The sequence below is a fragment of the Phormidesmis sp. 146-33 genome, assembly GCF_052939515.1.
In genome coordinates this window covers 125,450-148,254 of record NZ_JBJPHU010000003.1, presented here as the reverse complement: position 1 = coordinate 148,254, position 22,805 = coordinate 125,450, and the positions used below count along the sequence as shown (strand labels likewise).

Below are 22,805 nucleotides of genomic sequence, written 5' to 3'. Positions count from 1 at the left end.
CCTCATCCCTCATCCCTCATCCCTCATCCCTCATCCCTCATCCCTCATCCCTTCTCATGAGAACCCGATCGTGCTAAACGTTGAGAAACTGGTTGTCCTCAAGCTAGATGGTGACTTTGAGCAAGGGTTTCGAGTCGCCTTAGAAGTCGGTATCGATGGCGATCGACCTGCGATCGAGATGGTTGGGTTTCTTCCGGCTAACTCAGAGTTGGTCATGGCGCTACACCGATGGCAGCAAGCTTATCGTAGTTTGGGACATCACACTCGCATTGTTCCGCAAGAGATCATCTATGGTGGCTCGGTCAATCAGTTGGATGACTGTCGCAGCTTTGCCCGCGAACTGCACAATCGTCTCAACACCTGGTTAGATTCACCCGCCTTTCGAGGCATTGACCGTCGGCTCAGAGAAGCGTTGAGTCCAGAAGAAGTGATTCGGATTTTGGTGCGAAGTCAGGACGAACAGATCCAGCGGTTGCCCTGGCAGAGTTGGAATCTACTAGAGCGCTACCCAAAAGCAGAAATTGCTCTATCAGTGCCGACTTTAGAACGCATTCAGGTTGATCGATCGCCCGATCGTCCCGTTCGGGTTTTGGCAATTTTAGGTAATCAGGCTGGTATTGATGTCGAAGCCGATCGCAGGATTTTGGAACAGTTGCCTGCTGAAGTGACCTTTCTCGTTGAGCCACCTCGCCAACAGATTACCCAACAGCTTTGGAACCAGCCCTGGGACATTCTGTTTTTTGCCGGACACAGCCAAACCGAAGGCAACCACGGACGAATCTACCTCAACCCACAAGAAAGCCTCACCCTGGAAGAACTCAAGTATGGACTGCGACAAGCGATCGCTCAAGGCTTACAGTTAGCCATTTTTAATTCCTGTGATGGGTTGGGGTTTGCTCAAGAATTTGCTCAACTTCATCTTCCTCAGATGATTGTGATGCGAGAACCTGTTCCTGATCCGGTTGCCCAAGCATTCCTCAAAGTGTTTCTATCTGAATTTACGCAAGGCGAATCACTCTACTTGGCGAGCCGTCGATCGCGAGAACAATTACAAGGACTCGAACACGACTTTCCCTGCGCTAGTTGGCTTCCTGTTCTCTGTCAACATTCTCCTGATCCGCCACCTCGCTGGCATACGCTGTCCAGACAAAAAGAGGGTTCCGTCCCTCGATCTTCTCTGCGATTGCGACTGTTCACCAGTGGGCTAATAACTGCTCTGATACTAGGAATTCGCTGGCTAGGTGGACTACAATCGCTGGAACTTGCAGCCTTCGATCGCCTGATGCGCCTCCGACCGAGTGAAGGGTTAGACCAGCGGTTGTTGGTTGTCAAAGCGACCGAAAAAGACTTTCAACAACTTCAGGAATATCCCCTCAGCGATCGCACAGTGACCCAACTACTACAAAAGCTAGAACGCTATGAGGCTCAAGCGATCGGCTTAGATTTATATCGTGATATTCCCCAGGGCACCGGACGCACCGCACTCCTACAACACCTGCAAACGAGCGATCGCGTCATTGTTCCCTGCAAACTGCCCGATCAGCGAAGCCAAGGAATTGCTCCACCCCCTGATATTCCTCCTGATTCTTTGGGCTTTACGGATGTTGTGGTCGATCCCGATCGAGTGATTCGTCGTCATTTATTATCCGTAAGTCCAAAACCAGGTGTGTCCTGTTCGACTGGCTATGCACTGAGTTTTTTATTAGCGGCTCGCTACTTAGCAGACAAGGGAAAGCCGAATACTGTAACAAACAACAATTGGCAGCTTGGCAAAGTTTTACTACCTCAATTGCAGGTGCCAACAGGGGGCTACTCTACGATCGAGACCAATGGTTCTCAAATTTTGCTCAACTACCGAGCGCCGATCGAAGTCGCCCAACAAGTTACAGTCACCCAGGTATTAAATGACCCTAACCCGGACTACATTCGCGATCGCATTGTTCTGATTGGAGTTGATATCGAAGGCATCGATCGCTTTGCGACACCTTACAGTCAGGACAATAGTCAGACTATCCCCGGTGTTGTAATTCATGCCCAAATGGTGAGCCAACTACTGAGTGCTGTTTTGGATCAGCGTCCTTTACTTTGGGTATGGTCTCCTGGCGTAGAAGGACTCTGGATCTGGGGCTGGTCGATCGCGGGTGTGTGGGTTGCGGGAATGTGGACAGGGCGAACTGGATTGCTCTATTGGAGCATCACAAGTGCAGGAGTGCTCATCCTCTTAGGCGGCATTTGTTTTGGATGGCTTAAGCAAGGCGGTTGGATTCCGTTAGTCCCGTCTGCGATCGCATTCTCGGCAAGCAGTGGTAGTTTGGTGATTTACAACACCTTTTTAACTAAAAAGAGACTTCAAAAACAGATCTAGACAACATTCCTTTATGATTACAGTAGTTCATCCATCGACCAGCCAATGACGAATGACAAAGGACACTTCCAATGTACAGAGTCAATCAAATTCTCCGATACACCGTCTTAGCAGCCACGATCGCGGCACTGCTACTGAATGACATCAGGGTAGCTTTCTCTGCACCTGCACCACGCCCCAAACGGACTCGCATTCGTTACAAAATCGCGCTACCGCCGCCGACGGGCAATCCTACTCAAACCAGTGGCGCAGGAAGCCGAGGACAAACTGGTAAATGCCCTGCTGTAGACATTCCCCTCACTGCACTGGTGCCGACTGCGACTGAGAGCGATTTTGTCTGGGGTCGCACCCTAGAAGCGCGGCCTACTTTCTGGGTGTATGTTCCCTATCGGCTGACTTCTCAACTACCAGGTGAACTACGACTCAAAGAGCAAGACCCCGAAGGAAACAGCCGCAATCAGACCATTGTTCGCATTACCAACGCCGCCCCCGGTGTGATGGGCATTCGCCTGCCCGCCAATAAAACATTAGCCACCAATCAGCTCTACTACTGGAGTTTTGTGGTACTTTGTGATTCAAATGATGCTTCGGCTAACCAATTTGTCAAAGCAGCCATCCAGCGCATTGCTCCCCAGCTAGTCAACCTATCAGCACCGGGACGAAAAGCTGCCCTCTATGCAGAAGCTGGACTGTGGTATGACGCAATCACCCAGCTAGGCAAAACGCTACACGATCGCCCCCAAGACCCCCGTACGCTGGACGATTGGACAACCCTACTCACCGACAGCGGCTTAAATCGAGTCGCCCTCAAAGCGATCGTCAAAACCCCCTGAGCCTCCTCGTGAACCAGAACAAAGTTCTCCCTCATCCCTCACCCTCACATCAAGAGGTGCCACCGTGCAGAGTCTTCATATCGGGCTGCTAACCGTCATTCTGGGAGCGATCGCTGCCCATCCAACGTTGGCACAGTCCATCACTCCGGGAATCGATGGAACGGGCACTGTGATCAATCAAACGGGTAGTACCTACACGATTACGGGAGGCACCCCGATCAATGCCAATCTGTTTCATAGCTTTCAAAGGTTTGGACTTAGCCCTGGCGAAGTGGCTACGTTTTTGTCGAATCCCAACATTCAAAACATTTTAGCCAGAGTTAATGGAGGCGAAACGTCGGTTATTAATGGCTTGATTCAAGTAACAGGCGGCAACTCCAATTTGTTTTTGTTGAATCCGGCAGGCGTAATTATTGGAGCCAATGCCAGTCTCAATGTGCCTGCTGCCTTTGTTCCTGACCCTCTACTTCCAGGTTCTTCAGATATCTTGCGATCGTCCTCAGTGTCGTCGTTTTCATCATCAGTGTCGTCGTCATTCTCATCATCGGCTTCGTCGTTTTCATCATCGTTTTCATCGTCGTTTTCGTCGTCATTCTCATCATCTAGCTTTAGTAGTTCCATCACGTTCAATCTTCTCCAAAATCCATTACCCAATTCGCTCACCTTCTCACAACCTACGATTAAACCGTCTCTTCCACTTGTACAGAATCCGGCACCTTCAGTCTTTCGGGGACGATCACTGATCCAATTCAATTCACCTGACAGTTTGTTGAAGTTTCCGGCGACTATTCCCTCGATCGCGCTTCCTCGACAGCTAACCGGAGGCACAGGCGACAATGCAACGACAGCCATTGATCAAAACGGCACGATTCAGCTAGTTGGTTCTGGACTGAGCAGTGCTACCGTGGAGCCAACCCGCTCTGAGAACCGTCCTGACATCGCACAACCTGCCAGCGCCTCACCCCCTCCCTCATTGATGGATGCAACCTGTCTAGATGCAGGCGTTAGTAATATAGAAGCTACCCTGACTCAAACCTACTCCAACTACTTCAGATTCAAATCGAGCCATCCGACTTCGACCAATGCTTGCCTTGTTCTTGACTCGATCCAAACCGCAACAGGGGTTAAAAATGCCTTACTGTATGGCACCTTTGTACCTGCCTCGCTCAACACTGATCCAGAACAGGCCCAACTCGAATTAGTAATCGTTGCTCACTCACGACCTCCGATTCGTAAACGCATTGCGGCCGCTACTCGCCAAACAATTCGACAATTAACGAATCAGTTCCGCAGTGAGATTTCTGATCCGAGTAAAGTCGGTACAACAAGCTATCGTCGATCGGCACACCAACTCTACCAACTTCTCATTGCCCCGATCGAGTCAGAACTCAAAGCCCAACGCATCCAGCACATCACCTTAATTTTGGAGCCAGACCTTAGCACACTGCCTCTAGCAGCCCTCTACGATCGTACCACTCAGCAGTTTCTTATTGAGAAGTACAGCCTTAGCTTGATGCCCAGTTTGAGCCTCACTGACACACGCTATCGAGATATTCGCAAACTGCAAGTGTTAGCAATGGGTCGCTCAACCTTCACCGATCCTAGACAGTCTCCTTTACCTGCTGTCCCGATCGAACTTGCGCTGATCACTCAAACCCTCTGGTCGGGCAAAGCCTTTCTCAATGAGCAGTTCACGCTCAATAACTTAAAACAACAGCGCCCTCAATCCTTTGGCATTCTGCATCTGGCCACTCACGGAGAATTTAAGTCTGGAGACCAGCGCCCCAATGCTGCCAAAGAAGATTTAAAGCTGTCTCTACAAACCCCGAATGCTTCCTACATTCAGCTATGGGATACACAACTACGCCTCAATCAACTTCGCGACCTGAAGCTAGACAATCCCCCGGTCGAACTGTTGGTTCTGAGTGCTTGTCGGACGGCAGTGGGCGATCGTACGACCACCTTGGGATTTGCCGGACTTGCGCTCCAGTCGGGTGTAAAATCAGTTCTCGCCAGCCTGTGGTATGTCAGCGACGCGGGAACATTGGGACTGATCGCCGAATTTTATCAGCAGTTAGCAAAGTCCTCCACCAAAGCAGAAGCAATACAACAAGCCCAAATTGCAATGCTCCGTCAGCAGGTCAAAATTCAAGACGGTCAATTGTCCTGGACAGGTGGCAAACAGCCTCTACCCGCCAAGTTGCCCAAATTTGTTGATTTATCTCATCCCTACTACTGGTCAGGATTCACGCTAATTGGCAACCCCTGGTAAGGAGAACTGGGCAAATTGGAGACATCAATTGAATTTCCCCTAATCCTCTATGAGTGAGAAACTTTGAATTAGAATTCTAGCTAGTGGTTTATCGTCGATCGGGTTACGTAGGCTATTTTGAAGATCCCGATTCGTCCCCCTGCCCGATACACCAAAGCCTTCTTCAGGAGAACTCAAGTTTATAGAATAGACTTCCTGCACGAATCATAGATGCCCTCCGACTAAAGTCGGGGCTACAAGAGCAAAGTGTGCCTTCGCACACTAAAGAGGCGATTTTAACCGTTAGTCCACGGAGGTGGACTTTGTTCTGATAGCAGCGATTTCAATCGCCAGGCATTCATGCAGGAAGTCTAATCAATCGATTTGTATCTTGAGTCTGAATATGTTGTTTGCGACAGGAGCTTGACGTTGGGTGGACGGTGACATGCTCACAGGTTGCGCTCCAACCATACGATCTCACGCGGCCTCCTTGAATGAGGCCCGGCAAGATTTTAAGACAGTTGTGCAGCCTCAAAAAGCCCCGATTCAGCCCGTCGAAGCCGCCCCAACTTCCATCTTTCAAACGATCAAATATCCGGCTCCAAGCGGCAAACTGGCGGCTTATCTTTCTCCCAATCCTGGCGACGGCAAAAAACATCCCGCAATGATTTGGATCACAGGCGGCGACTCCAACACGATCGGCGATGTCTGGTCTCCGGCTCCGCGTGACAACGATCAAACGGCGGCAGCGTTTCGCAAAGCAGGCATTGTGATGATGTTCCCTTCATTGCGAGGGGGTAACGACAATCCAGGCACCAAAGAAGGCTTTTTGGGCGAGGTAGATGACGTGATCGCCGCCGCAAACTATTTAGCAAAGCAGGATTACGTCGATCCCAAACGGATTTATTTGGGCGGTCACAGTACAGGCGGCACCCTGGTTTTGCTGGTTGCACAGACCTCCAATCTGTTTCGTGGGGTCTTCTCTTTTGGGCCAGTAGAGGATGTCTCCCGATATGGAGCCGACTCTGGGTTTCTGCCATTTGATATTTCAAATCAGAAGGAAGTCGAGGTACGATCGCCCCTCCATTGGTTGTCTTCTATCCGATCGCCCGTCTGGTTTTTTGAAGGAACTGAGGGCAATGTAGATTCGCTGCGAGCCATGTCAGAAGCTTCAACAAATCCAAAAGTCCAGTTTATTGAGGTCAAAGACGTTGACCATTTCGCCACGCTTGCCCCAATCAATGAGATCATCGCCAAAAAGATTCTCAAAGACACCGGAGAGATGAGCACCCTTTCGATCTCTCCAAAGGAAGTGAATCAAGCTTTTTCTCGATAACTCGATCACCTGGTCTCTATTTCATCTCGGCAGAACTGGTGGTCTTTGATTTTACAAATTTTGTAATTCGCCGCCAGTTTGCTTTGACCACTTTCCACTGAGCGATCGAATGCAGCACAACAAACGCCAGAAATGTATAAGACAACCAGAAATGAAGACTTCTTCCTACCTCGACCATTGCTGGATTCTTAGGAAATAAATCGGGAAGCACAATCCCAAAGAACTTAACGTTACCGCTCTTAAATGAATTGGAGAGCAAAAACCCCGCGATCGGAACTGCCCACATAAATAAATACAGACTGGAATGCAGCACTACTGTCTTAAACCAGTCCGGCGTAAACTTGGGAAAACGCTTAGTGTACTTGCGCCACCACACCCGCAGCAATACCAAAATTCTCCAAGTGAGCAGCGCCATCGTCAACACCCCGATCGACTTATGAAAGTCATAAAGCGCTCCCCGAAAGGAAACTTCTCTCGGCAGTTGAGCCATAAATGTGCCCACGACAAACAGCACCAGATAACAAGCAGCCATCCACCAATGCACCGACATCAACTGTTTGAAAGCAGAATTAACTCTAGATCTGGCGGTGGTTTGTTGGATTGAGGTCATCAAAGTTCTCCCAGGAGTGAAGGTGATTTAACGTCAATTTGATCAAGTTCTTTCGCGGCTTTGTTGAGCGATTCTGTTCCCCATTCTATAAAACTTCAGAAAGAGTTGTGGCTTGAGTTCTACCCATTTTGATTAACCTTTTCTTAGTCAACGAAGGCAAGCCAAAATACAGGGGATTAAGTTCTGAATTTTTAGTCACATTCCGGGATTCTCTTCAGCATTGCAGAAAGACTTCTCTAGTGTGAGCGATCGGGCTGGTCATCCCATGTCAAAGTTGCACTCAAGCCGCTTGTAGCCATAAGCACAACACAAAGATCTCTCTTTAGGTAGATTGTTAAACAGATTAATTGAAAGAAAGAGGAAAGTCAGGGTCTAAAACACTATCCTGAAGGGTAGAAATCAAACATTTTGTGGCATCATTCGGACGGTTGTTAGTTCACTGAGTTATTACCGCTTTGCTCCCTCTTAATGCCGCTCAAAACTTATGTTTAACTACCTTCCACCGCTCAACGAGCACAACTTACCTTACCCAGACACCATCCATCCGATCGTCGTTCACTTTGTGATTGCGATGGTGCTATTTGCAGTATTCTGCGATGGAATCGGCTACTTTACCAAAAATCCTCGACTCTATGAAGTGAGTTGGTGGAATCTGGCATTTGCCACCGTGTCGATCTTCATCGCTGTGATCTTTGGACAAATAGAAGCAGGACTCGCCGAACCCTATGACGCTGCGACCTCAACGTTGGATCTACACACCATTTTGGGCTGGTCGTTATCAGGCATTTTGGCGGGTGTGACGGGGTGGCGCTATGTGATTCGATCGCAAAATAAGCCGCAGTTGCCCATTCCTTACCTAGTCGTGAGTATACTACTTGTCGGGCTGGTAATTTTTCAAACCTATCTCGGCGATTTGCTGGTGTGGGTTTATGGATTACACAACGTTCCGGTGGTTGAAGCGACCAGAAGAGGGGAACTGTGATGAACTCGGATTTAGTTAACCAATTGGGCGATCGCCTCGGTGCTAATGACTTGCCTTATGTGATTCCAATTCATCCCAACCTGGTGCATTTGACGCTGGGACTATTTATCGCAGCGATCGCCTTCGACATTGTGGGCGTGCTTTTTCCGGTTGAGAAAGCGGTCTTTAAGTATCTGGCGATTCCGGTGACGCGATCGGGCCTCTTTGATGTGGGCTGGTACAACGTGTTGGCGGCTGCGGTGATTACATTCTTGACCGTCGCGACTGGGTTTTATGAAATCTTGCTGGCCGATCCGCTAACCGATGTCAAAAGCGCCTGGGGGCTGCAAGCGATGGAAACGATGCTCTGGCATGGCGTTGGGGGTGTGTTGCTGCTGGCTCTCATGGTCGGCATGACCGTCTGGCGAGGCTTTCAGCGCTACCTTTGGCGTAAGGATATGGCCAGACAGGTACAGTGGGGCTATCTGGCAGCAGGGCTGGCTATCTTTTTGCTGATGTTTTTACAGGGGACGCTGGGATCGCATCTGGGCGGTGAGTTTGGCATTCACACCACGGCTGACCAACTGCTCAAAATGGGCGAAAATCCAAATCAACAGTTGTAGGTCTGGTATTCGTCAAACTTTGATTAAAGCGTGTTACTGACTCAAAAACGGTGAACGGTGCTACGAGTTCTCAGAGCTTTTGGTAGTCAATCTTATCTCAGGGCTGTTCTACTAAACTCGATCGATTCCTACTCTTTGCGGCTGTGACTATGAAACTTCGTGCGATTGTGACACTTGCCGTTTTAGCGGTACTTCTGGGATTCTTTAGCGTCTGGATGGGACAGCAATCCTACGGCTGGTTTCCACCGGAGGCGGCCGCTGAAGCCAAACTGTCAGACGATTTGTTTAGCATCTTTGTCGGACTGGGAACCTTCGTCTTCTTTGGCGTGACGATTCCCATTGTGTATTCTCTAATCTTTCATCGAGCCGGGAAGTATGACTTTAGCGACGGCCCGCCGATCGAGGGCAACACCCTACTCGAAATTATTTGGACAGGGGTGCCGATCGCGCTTGTCTTAGGGCTATCATTTGCCAGCTATCGCACCTACGATAAGATGTCAGTCCGGGGCCCGATGGAGTTGGTACATCTCCACATGCCGCAAATGGTACAAACTGCCAACGCCGCCCCGTTTGACGACACGCCCCAAAAAGAAATTCAGAGCGCCCAGGAAAAAGCCCCCGTAGAAACGATCGAGGTAACCGCCAAACAGTGGGCCTGGATCTTTCGCTATCCCGATCAAAATGTCACCAGTACTGAGCTACATCTACCCACCGATCGTCGCATTCATTTAGCACTGCATTCAGAAGATGTGCTGCATGGTTTCTATGTGCCAGCCTTTCGACTCAAGCAGGATGTGGTGCCCAATCGAACGATCGACTTTGAGTTTACGCCGATTCGTCCTGGTAAATATCGTCTGAGAGACTCGATGTATAGCGGCACTTATTTTGCAGCAAATCAGGCAGATATTGTGGTGCAGTCCCCCAGTGACTATGAGCAGTGGTTGTCAGATGCCGCTTCCCAAACGCCGTCTCCCGCCTACAATCAAGCGGCCTTTGAATATGATAAGGGCACCAAAAGCGGCAACATCGGCGGCTGGAAATCAGTCGCGCCTGCCTCACCTCCGATCGTCAACTACGCCCCCAAACACGAAGTCACCAGTCCTCCTGCTTAGGCCTGTAGGAATGAATTCGATAAAGTCTTTTTGCTTCGTTGTTCACATCTTCTGCCCCCCAACCCCCCAATTTTGGGGGACTTTAAGACAAGATCCCTGGTTCAAAATCCTCAATTAAGGGAAAGATTGCCCTCCCTGAACCAGCAGAATTAATTCTCTCATCCCTCATCCCTCATCCCTTCCCCCTAATGGCCAACATCCCCGTTGAAGCAATTGGTGTCACTCGCGCCCAACCCTATCCCGGCGCACCCGACAACTGGAAACGATTTTTCACCTTCAGCACCGATCACAAAGTCATTGGCATTCAGTATATTTTCACGTCGTTTTTCTTTTTTCTCGTCGGTGGACTGTTCTCAATGGTCATGCGCGGCGAGTTGATTAGTCCTGATACCGATCTGGTCGATCGTACCGTCTACAATGCGCTATTCACGATGCACGGCTCGATCATGCTGTTTCTCTGGACGTTCCCTGTTTTGGTGGGATTGTCAAACTATCTGGTGCCCTTGATGATTGGGGCGCGAGACATGGCCTTTCCTCGGCTGAATGCGGTTTCGTTTTGGATGATCCCCGTGGTTGGGGTGTTGATGATTGGCAGTTTTTTGGTGCCCGGTGGCCCGTCTCAATCGGGGTGGTGGGCCTATCCGCCTGTCAGTTTGCAAAATCCAACGGGCAACTTGATCAATGGTCAGGTGTTGTGGATTTTGGCGGTGGCGATTTCTGGTGTGTCGTCGATTATGGGCGCAGTGAATTTTGTCACGACCATTTTTAGAATGCGGGCACCGGGAATGACCTGGTTTAGAACGCCTGCTTTTGTCTGGTCAGTATTGGCGGCGCAGTTAATTCAACTCTACGGACTGCCCGCTTTGACGGCGGGGGCGGTCATGCTGCTGCTCGATTTAACCGTGGGAACGAGCTTCTTTACCCCTGAGCGGGGCGGCAATCCGGTGTTGTATCAGCATTTTTTCTGGTTCTATTCTCACCCGGCGGTCTATGTGATGATCTTGCCTGTGTTTGGGATTTTTTCAGAAGTGCTGCCTGTCCATGCGCGCAAGCCGCTGTTTGGGTATCGAGTCATTGCCGTTTCATCGGTTTTGATTACGGTGATTAGTGCCACGGTTTGGGTACATCATATGTTTGCCAGCGCGACACCGGGTTGGATGCGGATCGGCTTTATGTTTACCTCGATGCTGGTCGGAGTCCCCACTGGGATTAAGGTCTTTGGCTGGGTGGCGACGATTTGGGGCGGTAAGATTCGATTGACGACTCCGATGTTGTTTGCGTTGGGGGGCATTGTTAATTTTGTGTTTGCGGGTGTGACTGGCATCATGTTGGCATCCGTTCCGATCGACATTCACGTTAACAATACCTACTTTGTCGTCGGTCACTTTCACTATGTAATTTATGGTGCGATCGTCTTTGGCATTTACGCCGGGTTGTATCACTGGTTTCCCAAAATCACCGGCCGCATGTACTACGAAGGTCTAGGGAAGGTTCACTTTATCCTCACCTTCATTGGAACAGCGCTCACTTTTCTACCGATGCACGCAGCCGGACTAATGGGAATGCCTAGACGAGTCGCTTCCTATGATCCAGAGTTTGCTTTTTGGAATGTGTTGGCTAGTTTGGGTGGGTTCTTACTAGGAATCTCAACATTGCCGTTTATTCTCAACATGGTGAGTTCCTGGATTCGTGGTGAAAAAGTGGGCAACAATCCCTGGCGAGCGATCGGGCTAGAGTGGCTGACCACCTCACCACCTCCCGTCGAGAACTTTGAAGAAATTCCAGTCGTGATCTCGCCTCCCTATGGCTACGGCAGCAATGAACCCCTGGTCGCAACTAGCCCCAATCCAGACCTCCCACAATCGCCTGACATCCCTACTACCTAGGAGCCAATCATGACCGCAGAAAGAGCGATCGCCCAAGAAGTTGAAGCCGACGTTCGGCAGACTCAAGAACATGACGAAGCAGGCAACAGTAAGTTTGGCTTTATTGTATTTTTGCTGTCGGAGAGCGTGATCTTCCTCAGCTTTTTTGTTGGCTACATTGTCTACAAAACAACGACCGCTGACTGGTATCCGCCCGGAGTCACAGGTCTAGAGGTTGACGCACCGAGAATTAATACGATCGTTTTAGTCTCCAGTAGCTTTGTGATCTATGTGGCCGAGCGCTATTTGCATGACAAAAAACTGTGGGGATTTCGGCTGTTTTTGCTGGCGACAATGGTCATGGGGGGCTACTTCCTATATGGACAAGCGATCGAGTGGCGCAGTTTGACCTTTGGCTTTACGTCTGGCTTGTTTGGCGGAACGTTCTACTTACTCACTGGATTTCACGGTCTGCACGTTCTTACGGGTATTTTGCTTCAAGTGTTGATGTTGGGGCGATCGTTTTATCCGGGCAACTACGACAATGGTTTCTTTGGGGTTGAAGCAACTTCGCTATTCTGGCATTTTGTTGATGTAATCTGGATTGTTTTGTACATTCTCATCTATGTTTGGCAGTGAGTGTTTCTCTATTAGCTTCTCTATTAGCACCGTGAGGAAGAACCATGATCATTGATGATCAGTACTACGATGTTATTATCATCGGCACTGGGGCAGGCGGCGGCACTTTGGCGCGTAAGTTGGCTCCCACAGGCAAAAAGATTTTGGTGCTGGAGCGAGGCGACTTTTTGGTCAAAGAGAGTTCGGAGCTAATCGATACAGAAGTATTCAAAAAGGAGCAGTTTCACGCACCTGAGCAGTGGTACGACTCCCAGGGAGAGCCGTTTACTCCACAAGCTCAATATGCAGTGGGCGGCAACACCAAACTTTATAGCGGCGTGTTGATGCGGATGCGCGATCGAGACTTTGCCGACGTTCAACATCAAGACGGCCTTTCTCCTGCCTGGCCCCTCACCTACCAGGACTTTGAACCCTACTACACCGAGGCTGAGAAACTTTATCAAGTCCACGGCAAATCTGACGACGACCCGACTGAGCCACCCCATAGTGAACCTTATCCCCACTCGGCGATCGCTCACGAATCCCACATTCAAACCATTAGCGATATTCTCTCAAAACAGGGACTTCACCCGACTTACTTGCCTCTAGGATTGGGCGATCAGGGCAGAACTGATTCAGAAGACAGTGGCATCACGCCTGCCCTTCAACACGCCAACGTCACCCTCAAAACCTCTGCTCAAGTCGTTTGTCTGCACACCAATCCTTCTGGCTCTGAAGTCAAAGCTGTCCAAGCCAAAATAGGCGAACAGTCCTATCTGTTTTTGGGACACATCATTGTGCTGTCTTGCGGAGCAATCAATTCGGCGGCTCTACTGCTGCGGTCTGCCAACGAAAAACACCCCAACGGCATTGCGAACGGGTCTGATCTGGTTGGTCGTCACTTGATGAAACAACAGTTGTCTGTCGTCGTGCAGTTAACTGCTTCAGCTAATTCGGGATTGTTTCAGCGATCGCTCAGTCTCAACGATTTCTATTGGGGAAACGGCGACTATCCGTATCCGATGGGGCATGTACAAAACTCTGGTGGCATTCTACAAGACGTGATCTTTTCAGAAGCGCCTCCGATTCTCTCAGTCTTGACTCGACTCATGCCAGAATTTGGGCTACGACAGTTGGCGACTCGGTCGATCGGCTGGTGGCTCCAAACCGAAGACTTGCCCGACCCCAACAATCGAGTCCGACTAGCGGGCGATCGCTTGCATCTAGATTATCAGCCTAAGAATGTTGAGGCCCACGATCGCTTAGTTTATCGCTGGATTGATGTGTTGAAGGCGATCGAAGCGGACAGTCCGACATTGTTTAATCGAGGGGCGATTCATCCGCGTAGCGATATGCCCATTCAGGTGGTGGCGCATCAGTGTGGGACTTGTCGGTTTGGGTCAGACTTGACGACTTCGGTGTTGGATCTCAACTGTCGTTCCCATGAGGTTGACAATCTTTATGTGGTGGATGGGAGTTTCTTTCCGTCTAGTGCGAGTGTCAGTCCGGCGCTGACGATCATTGCGAATGCGTTACGGGTAGGCGACCACTTAATTGAGCGGTTGGAGGGCTGATAGTCCGTAGTAGCGAGTCTAGTGAACGATCGATCATCAGATCTGCAAGCTATGATTGCAACAGCAGTCTACTCAGCCTTCTGTTAAGTTTGAGAGCTATGAATCGTGACGCTCAACTACCTGATCTATTTTCTACTGCGGACTGTATCGAGGCGATTAGAGCATTCGCGCTGGGGGAATTCGATCGCCAAATTCAACATCACCAACTCTACTACCACACCCGCGATCATCTGGCTCAAGTCCAACGGCGATCGCAGCTAATCTTTCAAACTATCAGCCCTGGCTTGCATCAATCTGAGGTAGAACAGTCTCAAATGCAGCGCCTGTTGGATCTGTGTGTGATTGTTCATGATATGGTGCAAATCTTTGAAGTACAGCCGCAGCATACTTCTCGGCAAAGAACGGCAGGGGTGAGTGAAACCGCGACCATCGATCGCTTACTGGAGTACATTCATGCTCACCATTGCGAACAACTCACCGAATTAGATCAAGCCATACTGCGATCGGCAATCGCTGCCACAGTTTGCGCCTATGACACTGCCGAGCAAGCAATCTATCAGCCTGCTTTAGATCAAATGGATTTGCCGATCGTGGCACGAATTCTAGCATTGGCCGATTTGGGTGCATTAGGAATCGACGGAATTGCAATGTACAACCAGGAAGGAAGCCTATTGTTTTTAGAAGAAAATCCAGACGTGATTCCACTGTTGTTAGACGGCACGATTCACCAACTAGAAACGACTGATCCAGCCCTGGCAAAAAACATTCAGAAACGCTTACTCAAACGCTGTCACTTTCAAATCAACTTTGCAAAAAGTCGGGTAAAACGCATTGATCAAGAACTCGCTGGATTTCCAACAGCAGCGATCGCACCGCTTCGTCACGAGGTCTTTCAGCACTTAACACCCGCCACAATCCAAACGCTGGAATCCACTACGCCCAGAGATAATCAAACTTCACTAGAGGAACTGCTGCGGTTTTTTGAGTTCGATCGCTACCTGGATTAACGTGAATTCGATGAAGTTCTTTTGCTTCGTTACTTAAGTCTTCCGCCCCCCAAGCTGCCAATTCTGAGGAACTTTCGGATCAACTCTTCTTTGCTGTAACGTCGTTGACACACTGCCATGCTGTCCTCAACTCCAACTACATCCTGGTCGGGTGGCAACTGACACCGTGGAGGATGTTGCACCGGGAATAATGCGGCCGCCTGCTGCAAGAAACAGAGGGTAAATTGGCAGTAGATAGTAATACTGCGCCTCAAATAGTAAAAACAATCCTAAGATGACAACAAACGTCTAGCAAAAGCTTGATATTTTCTGCCTCCTCGCGCAAATAAGTAGTAGTAAACGCCTGCTAACCAGACTGGAAATGCCAGAGGGTTCATCAGAATGAACTGAACGCAAATAGCGCCATCGAAAACTTGTTCATTAGTCCGATACCGACAACGATGCCTGCAATCAGCCATAGTTTAGAATTTTCGTACTTCAGAATCAAAATTGCTCAATAAGCGCATAGCGTCCAAAGTAGCAGTTCAAACGCATTTATCGTCAGAATGGTTTGCATAGAAGTAGCATTGTTAGCGGAATTCTCCTAATTGGATGTGGTTCTTGGTTCAAAATGTTCTACTTTGCATCTGTTCTTGCTGCCAATCTACTCCTTCTGCAAAACCTCGACGGTAGTAGAGAAACACGCTCAACAAGTAATGTAACAAAGGCGAGAAATGCTGCGTTGAGCCGTTTCTCCAACCCATACAATAAAGCCGATACAACGCTCCCATCCGCTCACACTGCATACTCTGACTCGAATCACTGATATTGTTCACGTTGAATCGCGCCTCGTTATGCACAGCCTCATCGTTTTGTCCTGCCCTCAAGGTTGTGCAGTGAATGATGGGAGGCGCGTTAGACACGGCGAGTTGAGGATAGTCATAGAATACTCCTCGGTAGCAAAGACGCTTCATCACTTTTACCTCTTTGAATGAACATGGAGTTGTAGCAGGAATCCTTTATTGCTCTGACCAACTCTCTAGGGATGAAATTGAGACCGCTCAATCTTCTCCCATAATTCCAGTGGGACGATTAATTGAATATTTATGCAGGCATCACTGAGAGAATGAGGAATTTTCTGAAAAGTTATATAAAAGTTAGAAGCTGAGTTTAGATTGAGCATAAAAACGGTTAAAAAAGTCAGAACTTCTTCGGGCAAAGGGTCTGATGTAGCTCGGATGCTCTTCGCTTTGTATTTTTTGATGATTCGACTGCATAAACTGCCCACAGCGGAACCCACCGAAACAAGAGGAGAGCATTTCGAAATTCTGAGCAGAATGGAGTAGCCATGCCCTTTGAAGAAACTCGCACCTTTGAGTTTGATGTTGCAACCTTAGAACGGGAAAGCCAATTTTTAGGCATTGGCGATCGTTGGGTGATCAATCGCTACTCAAAGCAGGCAATCAGCCTGATTGAAGGTTTAGCAGGGGGAATCGAATTAGAATTGGTTCAAATCCCAGGCGGGAGTTTCCTGATGGGATTGCCACCGCATGAACAAGTTCTCACTTTCCTTCCTGACAGCGAAAGTCCTCAGCATATCGTCACCATTCAGCCGTTTTGTATGGGTAAGTACCCTGTCACCCAAGCCCAATGGCGAGCCGTTGCTGCTCTCCCTCCTGTCAACTGTGACCTCAACCCTGACCCGTCTACGTTCAAAGGGGATAGTCTTCCAGTCGAAGGCGTGACTTGGCACGATGCGGCTGAATTTTGCGATCGCTTAACTCAACAGACCCAACGAGCCTATCGCCTCCCGACTGAAGCCGAATGGGAATATGCGTGTCGTGCAGGAACGACGACCCCCTTTCACTTCGGTGAGAAATTGTCACCAGAACTGGCAAACTACAAGACAAGTGCGATACAAACTTATAAGGCTGACTACAGCTATAGTATCGGGCTAGGCAGAGAAAGCCGTGGGTCAACCACACCTGTCGGTAGCTTTGGTGTTGCCAATGCCTTTGGGCTATACGATATGCACGGCAATGTCTGGGAGTGGTGCCTGGATGATTGGCACAGTGGCTATGAAGGTACACCCACAGATGGCAGTGCTTGGGTTGATGGCGATAATACGAATCCGTCTCGAAAACCTTACAGAGCAGAGCAGCGGAATGGGATATGGTTCGTTTATCCAGTTGATTGCCCCTCTGCATATCAACCCTTATACCCAGATGAAGGTGAAGCGGAGTGGTGGGATCGCTCAGTGCTGCGGGGCGGTTCGTGGTTCGCACATTCTGCTGACTGCCGCTCTGGATACCGCCTTCTAGATGATACAACTAGCCGCGTCGTCTGCGCCAGAGACATTGGCTTTAGGGTCGTCTGTTAAATCCATCTGAGTTTTGATCAAGAAGCGATGCGTAACCGCGCAACATCTCGAATCGGGGAAGCCCCAAACATGCGGGAATATTCACGGCTGAACTGCGAAGGACTCTCGTACCCAACCCGATGAGCCGCCTGAGTTGCATCAACATTCTCGGTCAGCAGCATCTGACGCGCAGCTAATAGTCTCAATTGTTTTTGATACTGTAGCGGACTCATCGAAGTGACGGCTTTGAAGTGGCGATGGAACGATGCAGGAGACATACTCGCTTGCTCAACTAGTTCCTCAACCCGCAGAGGCTTGATAAAGTCAGCTTTAATCCGTTTGAGGACTTCGGCAATGCGCTGCATACTACTGCCAGAAGTCGCAATTTAACGGATGGCTTCGCCTTGTTCGCCCATCAGAAGACGGTAATACATTTCGCGAATGATCATCGGTGCGAGAAACAGAATAGCCTGCGGTGTGTCTAAAAGCTGTGTCAGTCGAATGGCGCAGTCAATCAAAGAGGGTTCGGCATCGCTAATAAACCAGCCTCTCACTGAGTTTTCTGGTTGACCGCTACCGAGGTTCATTTGAGCGATGATGTCACACAGTTGAACAGGGTCTAAATTCAGCTTAAATCCTAAATAAACGTGAATTCGATGAAATCTTTCGCTGCGGTTGTGAATTTAGGCAGCCCCCTAAATCCCCCACGAGTGAGGGACTTTGAACCCAAAATCTTGTCTTAAAGTCCCCCATTTTTGGGGGGTTGGGGGGCAGAAGCACTGAAGAACGAAGCAAAAAAACTTCATCGAATTCACGTTAAATAAGGCTGATCGGGGGATGCCTCGATCGCAAATCCACTCAACGGCAAATCGACCGAAATGACGAGATACTGAGCAACACCATATCGATAGGCTTCCTCATTTAGTAACACTTGTTTTTTCCCCTGAACCACGATAGCGAGAATCGGGTCGCTGACCCCGTGCATTGCTGTACAAGTATCGATCTGCTGCATGAACTCTAGAGGCGCGATCGCAGTTGCACAAGTACCGTTCCCCTTGCCGTTTGGGTGCCGAGCAACCAATGTCGCCAGTTCTTTGCATTTGCCTGCCGTGCGCTCGTGGGTCAGTGTTTCGATCATCTTGGTCAAAAGGTGTCCAAAGACCTCCAAAAATACCCAATCGATCGCCCAAAAAGAAGCCCCCGAAATTTAGAGGGTTCTCTGAAACCATTACTATATCTAGGTTTTGGACTATATTTAGGTTTTAGAACGGAGAGAGAGGGATTCGAACCCTCGTTAAAGTTACCCCTAAACAGCATTTCCAGTGCTGCGCCTTCAACCACTCGGCCATCTCTCCATTGGGTCTGTACCATTCTGCTTTTTAGCTTTCACAGTCACAGATTTATAATACTAGCAGAATTAGACCACACTGAAAAGTTTTTTGGAGATCTTATACAGGAATAGGGAGTGCCATTTAGGGAAGGACAGAGAAAAACACATCCAAGTGGGCGGTCTCCTGCTGCAAGGCTTCCGACAATGCCTGTCCAACTTTTTCAAACTAGGACTACCAGATTGGAATAAGCTGCAACCCTCGTGTCACACTCAGTAGAACGTAGACATGGTTTAGTGGCATTCGTAGGTTAGCTTTTGACGATCGCTCCAAAGTCTGCCAACATTCGCGCATGGTTTCGTAAAATGCCCAGTAGGTTTAGGCGATTTTGTTTGATCGCCGGGTCAGAATCCATCACCAAAACGCTGTCTGCACCGTCGAAGAAGTTACTGACGGTTGGGGCGATTTTGCTTAGAGATTCGACCAGTTGGGGGTAGTTGGTTTGTGATTGCAGTTGTCCCAATGCGTCGTAGAAGGCTTGCTCTGAAGACTTTTGAAATAGTTTGGGACCGACAGTGGACAAATCGAGCGATCGCGTATCCAAACTACCTTGGGCAGCCAGCCGAGAAGCACGATTCACAGTTTCATAAATGGTGGCGAGTCTACCGTCGTTGCGAATGGTTTGGAGAAAATGGGAACGATCGCGCACATCCAATAGATTTGACAACGCTCGATCGGCATACTCAGGATCATTTTCGCCAATGACCGCGTTTACGAGATCGTAATCAATATTTCGATCTTCTCGCAGTAGGGTGTGAATGCGTTGGAGAAAGAAATCTTTTAGCTGCTGTAATAGATCTGAGGATGGGAGCTTAATCACTTGGGCGTAATCAGCCGCAAAGCTAGAAACAATCTGTTGAAGAAGCTGGTGCAGATTTAAATCTAAGTCAGATGACCAGGTAATGTTAACGATCGCATTCGCTGCACGACGCAACGCAAACGGATCAGAAGACCCAGTAGGAATCAAGCCCAATCCAAAAATGCTGACTAACGTATCGAGTCGATCGCTCAATCCCACCACTTGACCCGCCAGCGTTTGAGGCAAACTGTCTCCGGCACCTTTGGGTAAATAATGCTCAAAAATCGCCGTTGCTACCGCTTCAGACTCCTGACTGGTAAGCGCATATTTTTGCCCCATTACGCCCTGAAGTTCTGGAAATTCGCCCACCATTTGGGTGACTAAATCCGCTTTGCACAATAGGGCCGCCCGTTGAATGTAAGTGTGAGCATCGTCTGTAATGTGCAGTTGGTCTGAGATCAAATTTGCTATTGCCACAATGCGATCGACCTTAGCCCGCACCGATCCTAAGTCTTGTTGAAAGGTGACGGTTTCTAATTTAGGTAAGTAGCTTTCGAGTGAATGGGCGCGATCGGCATCAAAGAAAAACTTACCATCAGACAGTCTTGCTCGAATGACTCGCTCATTTCCGGCAGCGATGATGTCAGACTTTGCAGGGTCGCCATTGGAAGTCGTGATGAAATAAGGCAATAGTTCGTTAGAATTCTCACGTTTGAGAACAGGGAAGTAGCGCTGATGGCTCTCCATTTCGGTAATGATCACTTCTGACGGCAACTCCAAAAATGCTGCATCAAACTTGCCCACGACAGCCGAGGGATACTCGACTAAATTCGTGACTTCTCGAAGCAAATGGGGCGTGCTCGTGGCAATTCCTCCAATCTCCTGGGCTGCTTGCTCAACCTGTGTTTGAATCGTGGCTTGTCGCTGCTCAATATCAACTTCCACAAACGCAGACCGTAATACCGAAACATAAGAGTCTGCATTGGGAATGGAAACGCTATCAGGATGTAAAACGCGATGACCAAAGGAGGTGCGATCGCTCTCAAAATGAATGGAATTACTTACCACTGAGATTGGCAACACTGCGTCATCTAACAATGCTACCAGCCAGCGAATTGGCCGCGAAAAGCGAATATCACCATCGCCCCAGCGCATCAGCCGTTTACCTTCTAATTCGGTAATCCATTTGGGCACCCAATCGATGAGAATGTCGGCGATCGGGCGACCTTGAATCACTTTGCGAATGAAGACAAAATCACCTTTATCAGTAGGGCGGATCTCAAATGACTCGACAGTTACGCCTTGCTTTTGGGCAAATCCTGTGGCGGCTTTGGTCGGTTGTCCGTCTTTGAAGGCAGCTTGCGCGGATGGCCCCTTGATTTCTTCGGTTTGGTCGGGCTGCTGGAGCGGTAGACCTTTGATCAAGACTGCCAATCGGCGCGGCGTGCCATAGTACTCGATCGCTTCTGGAGTCAAAGACTGCTCAGTGAGGCTTTTGGGAATGCGCGATCGCCATTGATCCAGCGCTTCATCTACAAAGCTTGCGGGTAATTCTTCGGTGCCAACTTCCAACAAAAACGATGCCATGATTTTGAGTGCCCAGGGGCAAAATTGCCATAGTCAGTCTCATCAGTTTACCGTGTCGGGAGGATGTGGGGCCTTCAGGCGCGAAACTGTTCCATCAGCCATGCGCCTACTTGGGATTGATCGGTTTCTCGACTGCGACGCAGCGCTGCTTCTAATGTTGAAATGGCTAACCCTGGTAGAGCTTTTGAGTAATCAATGCGGTGGCTGCCGCGATCGCTCATTTCATAAGCCAAAATCTGCATGTTTTGCACATCCACCACCCAGTATTCCATAACGCCCATTTCTTCGTAGAGCGATCGCTTGGTGCCCTGATCATCTAATAGTGAAGTGACGGCAATTTCGATCGCTAAGTCAGGTGCAGCATATTTGTTGAGATCGACAATCATCGTGCCCCAGGGAATTAGTTTTGCCCGATCGCCCAGGTAATAAGAGACATCAGGCTGACATTCTCGAACCCCTGACTTTCGATAGCTACAGTTGTCTTTGGCACTGAGCGGGATGCCTTTCAACGTAGCAAAAAGGGTCACTGCAAAAATGATCAGTGCATGATCGTTTGAGTGATCGGAACCTGTGCCTTGCATTTCTACTCTCGCATGTCCTTTGTGGTAGTAGGCTTTGCCTTTTTCGTGAGCGGGGTCTTCGACAAATTGTAGGAATTCGTCCCAGGGGACAGCGACCCAAGTATCAGAGAGCAGTCTAGTTTGAACGTTACTCATGGTGCGATTGTTTGATGAATCATCGTTCTTTGCCCCAGCATAACCTTTAGTAGAGGCTACAGCTCTGACTAAAATTCAAAGCACCAACGATCGCTCACAGAAACCCAAAAGAGATCGCTGATTCCCCTCGATCGCAGCCCAATATCGCGGTACGATCCGGTTGGATCTGAACCTTAAAGGACTCATTCATGGCGCACATTCTGCATATCGACTCTAGCCCTCGCTCCGATCGCTCTCACTCTCGCAACCTTGCCCACCACTTTATCACCGCCTGGAAAGAGGCAAACCCTGGTGACAGCTTAACCTATCGGGACTTGGGACATCAGCCCGTCCCCCACGTCGATGAAGCCTGGATTGCTGCTGCCTACACTCCACCCGCCGACCACACCCCAGAACTTGCCAACTCGATCGCCATTTCTGACGAGCTAATTGACGAACTATTGGCAGCCGATCGCTATGTGTTTTCCGTCCCGATGTATAACCTGAGCATTCCTTCCAATTTCAAGGCGTATATTGATCAGATTGTACGCGCGGGCAAGACGTTTGGCGTGTCAGATCAGGGCTATGTACCGCTAGTTCATGGCAAAAAAATGCTGGTGATTACGTCTCGCGGAGCCGACTATCGCCCCGGTACACCCTTTGAGGGATATGACTTTCAGGAACCCTACATTCGGGCGATTTTTGGATTTATGGGTATCACCGATATCCAGTTCATTAATGCAAATGGAATTGATATGGGCGATCAGTCGCGCACTCAAGCACTAGAAGAGGCGAAGTCGGCAATCCAAACGACGATCGCGCAGTGGTAGGACAGTCTTAGTT

At 49.3% G+C, this 22,805-nt stretch carries 20 protein-coding genes and 1 tRNA gene; 13 read left to right on the top strand and 8 right to left on the bottom strand.

From position 1 onward, the window contains the following. The 4 genes from ACJ2PR_RS02630 to ACJ2PR_RS02615 form a co-directional block, all read left to right on the top strand. Nucleotides 1–2,365: CHASE2 domain-containing protein (locus ACJ2PR_RS02630; protein ID WP_446875797.1), on the top strand; the 2,365-nt coding region annotated here is incomplete at its 5' end. 71 nt (nucleotides 2,366–2,436) lie between these two features. Next, on the top strand, nucleotides 2,437–3,198 hold the full coding sequence (locus ACJ2PR_RS02625) for a DUF928 domain-containing protein (RefSeq protein WP_446875796.1): 762 nt from the start codon (nucleotides 2,437–2,439) through the stop codon (nucleotides 3,196–3,198). A gap of 64 nt (nucleotides 3,199–3,262) precedes the next feature. Further along, on the top strand, nucleotides 3,263–5,470 hold the full coding sequence (locus ACJ2PR_RS02620) for a CHAT domain-containing protein (protein WP_446875795.1): 2,208 nt from the start codon (nucleotides 3,263–3,265) through the stop codon (nucleotides 5,468–5,470). Between the two features lie 502 nt (nucleotides 5,471–5,972). Then, a complete protein-coding gene (locus ACJ2PR_RS02615) occupies nucleotides 5,973–6,785 on the top strand; it encodes an alpha/beta hydrolase family protein (RefSeq protein ID WP_446875794.1) in 813 nt (270 codons plus the stop codon). A gap of 16 nt (nucleotides 6,786–6,801) precedes the next feature. Here the strand turns inward: ACJ2PR_RS02615 and ACJ2PR_RS02610 are convergent, their stop codons facing one another. Further along, entirely contained in the window at nucleotides 6,802–7,395 is a 594-nt protein-coding gene (locus ACJ2PR_RS02610) for a cytochrome b (protein ID WP_446867295.1), read from the bottom strand. A 484-nt stretch (nucleotides 7,396–7,879) separates the two neighbouring features. Here ACJ2PR_RS02610 and ACJ2PR_RS02605 point away from each other — a divergent pair, with 484 nt between their 5' ends. From ACJ2PR_RS02605 to ACJ2PR_RS02575, 7 genes are all read left to right on the top strand, one after another. Next, nucleotides 7,880–8,377 (top strand): DUF2231 domain-containing protein, encoded by a 498-nt coding sequence (locus tag ACJ2PR_RS02605; protein ID WP_446875793.1) that lies wholly within the window; start codon nucleotides 7,880–7,882, stop codon nucleotides 8,375–8,377. Beyond that, the gene (locus ACJ2PR_RS02600; protein ID WP_446867297.1) at nucleotides 8,377–8,979 is read left to right on the top strand and encodes a DUF2231 domain-containing protein; all 603 of its coding nucleotides are present in this window, start codon (nucleotides 8,377–8,379) and stop codon (nucleotides 8,977–8,979) included. The genes ACJ2PR_RS02605 and ACJ2PR_RS02600 overlap by 1 nt, the downstream gene beginning before the upstream one ends. Nucleotides 8,980–9,128: 149 nt before the next feature. Further along, complete coding sequence (locus ACJ2PR_RS02595) at nucleotides 9,129–10,091, top strand: cytochrome c oxidase subunit II (protein WP_446875792.1); 963 nt, start codon at nucleotides 9,129–9,131, stop codon at nucleotides 10,089–10,091. A gap of 188 nt (nucleotides 10,092–10,279) precedes the next feature. Next, nucleotides 10,280–11,977 carry a cytochrome c oxidase subunit I gene (gene ctaD / locus ACJ2PR_RS02590; protein WP_446858292.1) on the top strand — a complete coding sequence of 566 codons (1,698 nt, stop codon included), beginning with the start codon at nucleotides 10,280–10,282 and terminating at the stop codon, nucleotides 11,975–11,977. Nucleotides 11,978–11,986: 9 nt separating this feature from the next. Beyond that, entirely contained in the window at nucleotides 11,987–12,595 is a 609-nt protein-coding gene (locus ACJ2PR_RS02585) for a cytochrome c oxidase subunit 3 (protein WP_446867299.1), read from the top strand. A 44-nt stretch (nucleotides 12,596–12,639) separates the two neighbouring features. Beyond that, nucleotides 12,640–14,148, top strand: a complete 1,509-nt coding sequence (locus ACJ2PR_RS02580) for a GMC oxidoreductase (protein WP_446875791.1) — start codon at nucleotides 12,640–12,642, stop codon at nucleotides 14,146–14,148. Nucleotides 14,149–14,246: 98 nt separating this feature from the next. After that, nucleotides 14,247–15,155 (top strand): hypothetical protein, encoded by a 909-nt coding sequence (locus ACJ2PR_RS02575; protein ID WP_446875790.1) that lies wholly within the window; start codon nucleotides 14,247–14,249, stop codon nucleotides 15,153–15,155. Nucleotides 15,156–15,760: 605 nt separating this feature from the next. On the opposite strand, the gene ACJ2PR_RS02570 is transcribed toward ACJ2PR_RS02575, so the two are convergent. Beyond that, nucleotides 15,761–16,108, bottom strand: coding sequence for a hypothetical protein (locus ACJ2PR_RS02570; protein ID WP_446875789.1), 348 nt, complete (start codon nucleotides 16,106–16,108; stop codon nucleotides 15,761–15,763). Between the two features lie 374 nt (nucleotides 16,109–16,482). On the opposite strand from ACJ2PR_RS02570, the gene ACJ2PR_RS02565 reads away from it, so the two are divergent. Further along, nucleotides 16,483–17,514, top strand: coding sequence for a formylglycine-generating enzyme family protein (locus tag ACJ2PR_RS02565; protein WP_446875788.1), 1,032 nt, complete (start codon nucleotides 16,483–16,485; stop codon nucleotides 17,512–17,514). Nucleotides 17,515–17,531: 17 nt separating this feature from the next. Here the strand turns inward: ACJ2PR_RS02565 and ACJ2PR_RS02560 are convergent, their stop codons facing one another. The 6 genes from ACJ2PR_RS02560 to ACJ2PR_RS02535 form a co-directional block, all read right to left on the bottom strand. Beyond that, nucleotides 17,532–17,858, bottom strand: coding sequence for a helix-turn-helix domain-containing protein (locus tag ACJ2PR_RS02560; RefSeq protein ID WP_446875787.1), 327 nt, complete (start codon nucleotides 17,856–17,858; stop codon nucleotides 17,532–17,534). A gap of 21 nt (nucleotides 17,859–17,879) precedes the next feature. Then, the gene (locus ACJ2PR_RS02555) at nucleotides 17,880–18,146 is read right to left on the bottom strand and encodes an AraC family transcriptional regulator (protein ID WP_446875799.1); all 267 of its coding nucleotides are present in this window, start codon (nucleotides 18,144–18,146) and stop codon (nucleotides 17,880–17,882) included. Nucleotides 18,147–18,304: 158 nt separating this feature from the next. Continuing rightward, entirely contained in the window at nucleotides 18,305–18,631 is a 327-nt protein-coding gene (locus ACJ2PR_RS02550; RefSeq protein ID WP_446875798.1) for an AraC family transcriptional regulator, read from the bottom strand. 130 nt (nucleotides 18,632–18,761) lie between these two features. Next, nucleotides 18,762–18,848 (bottom strand) — tRNA-Ser (locus ACJ2PR_RS02545). 283 nt (nucleotides 18,849–19,131) lie between these two features. Further along, entirely contained in the window at nucleotides 19,132–21,267 is a 2,136-nt protein-coding gene (gene glyS, locus ACJ2PR_RS02540; protein ID WP_446875786.1) for a glycine--tRNA ligase subunit beta, read from the bottom strand. Nucleotides 21,268–21,341: 74 nt separating this feature from the next. Beyond that, entirely contained in the window at nucleotides 21,342–21,983 is a 642-nt protein-coding gene (locus tag ACJ2PR_RS02535; protein WP_446875785.1) for a Uma2 family endonuclease, read from the bottom strand. A 188-nt stretch (nucleotides 21,984–22,171) separates the two neighbouring features. On the opposite strand from ACJ2PR_RS02535, the gene ACJ2PR_RS02530 reads away from it, so the two are divergent. Further along, nucleotides 22,172–22,792, top strand: a complete 621-nt coding sequence (locus ACJ2PR_RS02530; RefSeq protein WP_446867309.1) for an FMN-dependent NADH-azoreductase — start codon at nucleotides 22,172–22,174, stop codon at nucleotides 22,790–22,792. Nucleotides 22,793–22,805 lie beyond the last annotated feature (13 nt).

Bases quoted from the DNA above. Each gene is read 5' to 3' on its own strand.
- ACJ2PR_RS02625 (WP_446875796.1), top strand. From the start codon at position 2,437: ATGTACAGAGTCAATCAAATTCTCCGATACACCGTCTTAGCAGCCACG.
- ACJ2PR_RS02610 (WP_446867295.1), bottom strand. From the start codon at position 7,395: ATGACCTCAATCCAACAAACCACCGCCAGATCTAGAGTTAATTCTGCT.
- ACJ2PR_RS02605 (WP_446875793.1), top strand. From the start codon at position 7,880: ATGTTTAACTACCTTCCACCGCTCAACGAGCACAACTTACCTTACCCA.
- ACJ2PR_RS02600 (WP_446867297.1), top strand. From the start codon at position 8,377: ATGAACTCGGATTTAGTTAACCAATTGGGCGATCGCCTCGGTGCTAAT.
- ACJ2PR_RS02595 (WP_446875792.1), top strand. From the start codon at position 9,129: ATGAAACTTCGTGCGATTGTGACACTTGCCGTTTTAGCGGTACTTCTG.
- ctaD (WP_446858292.1), top strand. From the start codon at position 10,280: ATGGCCAACATCCCCGTTGAAGCAATTGGTGTCACTCGCGCCCAACCC.
- ACJ2PR_RS02585 (WP_446867299.1), top strand. From the start codon at position 11,987: ATGACCGCAGAAAGAGCGATCGCCCAAGAAGTTGAAGCCGACGTTCGG.
- ACJ2PR_RS02580 (WP_446875791.1), top strand. From the start codon at position 12,640: ATGATCATTGATGATCAGTACTACGATGTTATTATCATCGGCACTGGG.
- ACJ2PR_RS02575 (WP_446875790.1), top strand. From the start codon at position 14,247: ATGAATCGTGACGCTCAACTACCTGATCTATTTTCTACTGCGGACTGT.
- ACJ2PR_RS02570 (WP_446875789.1), bottom strand. From the start codon at position 16,108: ATGAAGCGTCTTTGCTACCGAGGAGTATTCTATGACTATCCTCAACTC.
- ACJ2PR_RS02565 (WP_446875788.1), top strand. From the start codon at position 16,483: ATGCCCTTTGAAGAAACTCGCACCTTTGAGTTTGATGTTGCAACCTTA.
- ACJ2PR_RS02560 (WP_446875787.1), bottom strand. From the start codon at position 17,858: ATGCAGCGCATTGCCGAAGTCCTCAAACGGATTAAAGCTGACTTTATC.
- ACJ2PR_RS02550 (WP_446875798.1), bottom strand. From the start codon at position 18,631: ATGATCGAAACACTGACCCACGAGCGCACGGCAGGCAAATGCAAAGAA.
- glyS (WP_446875786.1), bottom strand. From the start codon at position 21,267: ATGGCATCGTTTTTGTTGGAAGTTGGCACCGAAGAATTACCCGCAAGC.
- ACJ2PR_RS02535 (WP_446875785.1), bottom strand. From the start codon at position 21,983: ATGAGTAACGTTCAAACTAGACTGCTCTCTGATACTTGGGTCGCTGTC.
- ACJ2PR_RS02530 (WP_446867309.1), top strand. From the start codon at position 22,172: ATGGCGCACATTCTGCATATCGACTCTAGCCCTCGCTCCGATCGCTCT.